Origin of the sequence: Paraburkholderia sp. SIMBA_027 (assembly GCF_046535315.1) — a bacterium.
GTDB classification, from domain to species: Bacteria; Pseudomonadota; Gammaproteobacteria; order Burkholderiales; family Burkholderiaceae; genus Paraburkholderia; species Paraburkholderia tropica.
The window spans coordinates 1-268 of sequence record NZ_JAWRWY010000696.1 but is presented as its reverse complement, the minus strand read 5'-3'; the positions used below and the strand labels follow the sequence as shown (position 1 = coordinate 268).

The window sequence follows — 268 nt, the reverse complement described above, 5'->3', positions numbered from 1 at the left end:
CAAGCATAGGCATCCTATGATTCCGGCAACAGGCCGCGCGTCAATGCACGACGCGCCAGGCCCCGGATCATGGAGACTGCCTTGGAAAAATCGAACCGATACCGCGATGTCGAGATCCGCGCTCCGCGCGGCAACCAGCTGACGGCCAAGAGCTGGCTGACCGAGGCGCCGCTGCGCATGCTGATGAACAATCTCGACCCGGAGGTGGCCGAGAACCCGAAGGAATTGGTGGTGTATGGCGGCATTGGCCGCGCCGCGCGTGACTGGG

1 pseudogene is annotated in these 268 nt (G+C 63.8%); it reads left to right on the top strand.

The window, feature by feature from the left end:
- Nucleotides 1–69: 69 nt before the first annotated feature.
- Nucleotides 70–268: pseudogene (locus SB764_RS40815) on the top strand (urocanate hydratase); the annotation flags it as partial.